4 protein-coding genes are annotated in these 3,276 nt (G+C 71.2%); 1 reads left to right on the top strand and 3 read right to left on the bottom strand.

The window, feature by feature from the left end:
* From WA805_RS09580 to WA805_RS09570, 3 genes are all read right to left on the bottom strand, one after another.
* A partial coding sequence (locus WA805_RS09580) for a flavin-dependent oxidoreductase (protein WP_425242162.1) occupies nt 1–1,022 on the bottom strand: 1,022 nt, incomplete at its 3' end.
* Complete coding sequence (locus tag WA805_RS09575; RefSeq protein WP_422284510.1) at nt 1,019–1,489, bottom strand: MarR family winged helix-turn-helix transcriptional regulator; 471 nt, start codon at nt 1,487–1,489, stop codon at nt 1,019–1,021. The genes WA805_RS09575 and WA805_RS09580, both read right to left, overlap by 4 nt.
* 18 nt (nt 1,490–1,507) lie before the next feature.
* The gene (locus WA805_RS09570) at nt 1,508–2,878 is read right to left on the bottom strand and encodes an aldehyde dehydrogenase family protein (protein ID WP_425242161.1); all 1,371 of its coding nucleotides are present in this window, start codon (nt 2,876–2,878) and stop codon (nt 1,508–1,510) included.
* Between the two features lie 173 nt (nt 2,879–3,051).
* Between WA805_RS09570 and WA805_RS09565 the strand changes: the two genes are divergently transcribed.
* Nucleotides 3,052–3,276, top strand: a 225-nt coding sequence (locus WA805_RS09565) for an ATP-binding protein (protein WP_425242160.1), incomplete at its 3' end; no start/stop codon positions are given.

Raw genomic sequence — 3,276 nt, 5'->3', positions numbered from 1 at the left:
CGGAGGGCGGCAGCGGGATCCGCGCTGCCCGCGAGGGCGTCGCGCAGCGCGCGGGCGTCAAGGATGGCCTGGCCCGCGCCGTTGGAGCCGCGGGGAACCATCGGGTGCGCCGCGTCGCCGAGCAGGGTCAGCCTGCCGCGGGTCCAGTGGTCCACCGGGTCCTGGTCCACCATCGGGTACTCCAGGATTTCCGCCGATGACCTGATCAGGGCGGGAACGTCCAGCCAGTCGAAATGCCAGTCCTCGAACGCGCCGATGAAATCGGCGAGCTGACCCTGGCGGTTCCAGTCGCGGTCCGCGTGCCGGGGCGTCTCGATCTCGGCCACCCAGTTGACGAGCTGGTTTCCCGCTCCGTCCACGTTGTCCCTGACGGGGTAGGCCACCAGCTTGCCGGTGGCGAGCCAGCCGGCCCTGGTCATGGTCGCGCCGGTCAGGAACGGGGGGTGGACGGCCGTGCCGCGCCACATGTTCACCCCGGAGTAGACCGGCGGCCCCTCGTCCGGGTGGAGTTGCTTGCGCAGCCTGGAGTGGATGCCGTCGCAGGCGACGACGATGTCCGCGCGAGCCGGCGGCAGCGCCGCGTCCGCCGACGTCGAGCGGAAGGCCAGGGTCACGCCGTTCTCATCCTCGACCGCCGTGGTGCAGGCGTGATCGAGGTGCAGCCGCTGCGGTCCGAGCCTGCCGGTCACCGCGGACAGCAGGACGCCGTGCAGGTCGCCGCGGTGGATCGAGAACTGCGGGTGCTCATAGCCGGCGAACCGCCCGGCCGGTTCCCGGTAGATGAACTGGCCGAAGCGGTTGAAGAAGGCCGACTCGCGGGTCGTGACGCCGACCGCGGCCAGCTCGGCTTCGAGGCCCAGCCGGGCGAGGATCTTCGTCGCGTGCGGCAGGACGTTGATGCCGACGCCGACGGGCCGCAACTGCGGGGCAGCCTCGTAGATTTCGCAGTCGATGCCGGCGTCGTGCAGCTCAAGGGCGAGCGTCAGCCCGCCGACGCCCGCCCCGACGATCGCGAGCTTCACCCGCTCGCCGCGTCTCTGAGCCTGGTGAGCGTCCTGGTGAACTGAACCGCCGAGCGATCAGAGAGCGCCGGGCCCAGCCGGGTGCGCAGCTCGTCCTCGACGGTCACGGCGGCCCTGGCCAGCAGCCGCTTGCCGGCCGGCGTGAGCTCGACGATCGAGGAGCGCCGGTCATCGGGGTTGGCGCGCCGCGCGCAGTGCCCCGCGGCCTCGATGCGATCGACGATCTTGCTCGTGCCGCCGACGGTGATGCTCAGCTCCGTCGCGATGTCCTGCACCCTGCAGTCCGGGGTCCTGGCGATGACCCGCATGAACTCGAAATGGGGCAGCGGCAGGCCGTGGTCCGCGCGCAGCCTTCTGTCGACCGCGCCGCACAGCTCGGTCTCAAGCCGCACCAGCTCACCGAACAGCCGCGTGAGGTCGGGCGCGCCGTCGGCAGCCGTTGGACGGGGCTGCGTTCTCGGCGGCATCCGGCCACCCTACCGGCCTCACTCCCCGGTCGCGATGAACACGTTCTTTGTCTCGGTGAACGACTCGACGGCGTCCGGGCCGAGTTCCCTGCCGAGTCCGGACTGCTTGAACCCGCCGAAGGGCGTCCAGTACCGCACCGAGGAGTGCGAGTTGACCGACAGGTTGCCGCTGTCCCAGGCGCGGACGACCCGCAGCGCCCGTCCGAGGTCGCGGGTCCACAGCGACCCGGACAGCCCGTACGGGGTGTCGTTGGCCAGCCGGATGGCGTCCTCCTCGTCCTCGAACGGCATGACGGCGATCACCGGGCCGAAGATCTCCTCGCGCCACTGCCGGCTGGTCGCGGCGACCGGGGCCAGCACGGTCGGCGGGAACCAGAAGCCAGGCCCCCGCGGGGCGCTGCCGCGGAAGGCCACCGCCGTCTCTTCGTCGATGTAGGAGGTGACCTTCGCCAGGTGCCGCGCCGAGATCAGCGGCCCCATGGCGGTGGCGGGGTCCGCGGGATCGCCGACCGCGAGGCTCTTGACGGCCGGTTCAAGCAGCTCCATGAACCGCTCGAAGGCACTGCGCTGCACCAGGACCCGGGACCTGGAGCAGCAGTCCTGGCCGGAGTTGTCGAACGCCGCCATCGGCGCGGTGGCCGCGGCACTCTCCAGGTCGGCGTCGGCGAAGACGATGTTGGCGTTCTTGCCGCCCAGCTCCAGCGTCAGCGGCTTCACCTGGTCGGCGCACAGCCGCATGATCTGCTTGCCCACCGCGGTCGACCCGGTGAACACGATCTTGCGCACCAGCGGGTGCCCGACGAGGTGCTCGCCCGCCTCCGCGCCCGTGCCGAGGACGACCTGGAAGACATCAGGCGGCAGCCCGGCTTCCAGCGCGAGTTGCTCCAGGCGCAGCACGGTCAGCGGCGTGTACTGCGCCGGCTTGACGATCACCGTGTTGCCCGCGGCGAGGGCCGGGGCGAATCCCCAGGCGGCCAACGGCATCGGGAAGTTCCACGGCACGATGACGCCGACCACCCCCATCGGCTCGTGGAAGGTGACGTCGATCCCCCCGGCCACCGGGATCTGCCGCCCGGCCAGCCGCTCAGGGGCCGCGGCGTAGTAACCGAGCACGTCGCGCACGTTGCCGGCCTCCCACCGGGCGTTCCCGATCGTGTGGCCGGCGTTGCGCACCTCCAGGCCGGCGAGCGTCTCGATGTCGGCGTCCACCGCGTCGGCGAACCGGCGCAGCAGCCGGGCCCGGTCCCCGGGCGCGACGCGGCGCCAGGTCGCGAAGGCGCGGTCGGCGCGCTCGACCCGCGCGTCCATCTCGGCGCGGCCGGCGAAGCGCACCGTTTCCACGATCGTCTCGTCGACCGGGCTGATCACGTCGAAGGCAGTGGTGCTCATGACACACAGCTAAACCGTGCCGGTGCGGGTTAGCAACCGCGCGGTCGAAGAGGTGCGGGCGGGAGACGGCACGGTACGTTCCGTAAAAGGACTTTCATCCGGAACGTACGGTTACTTCGCGCCGAGCGGGGTGTTGCTGGTGCCTAAGGGTTGTTGAAAGGTAGGTTCGGGCTGTGCGCCGCTGGGAATTGCCGGCTAGCGACGAGTGGTTCGTCGGACGGGTCGCCGAGCTGGCCGCGATCGGGGCTTGTGTCGACGCGGTGTCGGGCGCTGCGGGCCGGGTGGTGTGGGTCGAGGGGGATCCGGGCTCGGGTAAGACAGCGCTCGTCAACCATGTGGTCGCTGGGCTTCCGGCTGCCTTTGTCGTGCGGCGGTCTGCCGCGGACGAGTCGGCGGCC

Source organism: Trebonia sp., assembly GCF_049794275.1.
Taxonomy (GTDB): Bacteria; Actinomycetota; Actinomycetes; order Streptosporangiales; family Streptosporangiaceae; genus Trebonia.
This window is presented reverse-complemented; position numbering and strand designations above follow the sequence as displayed.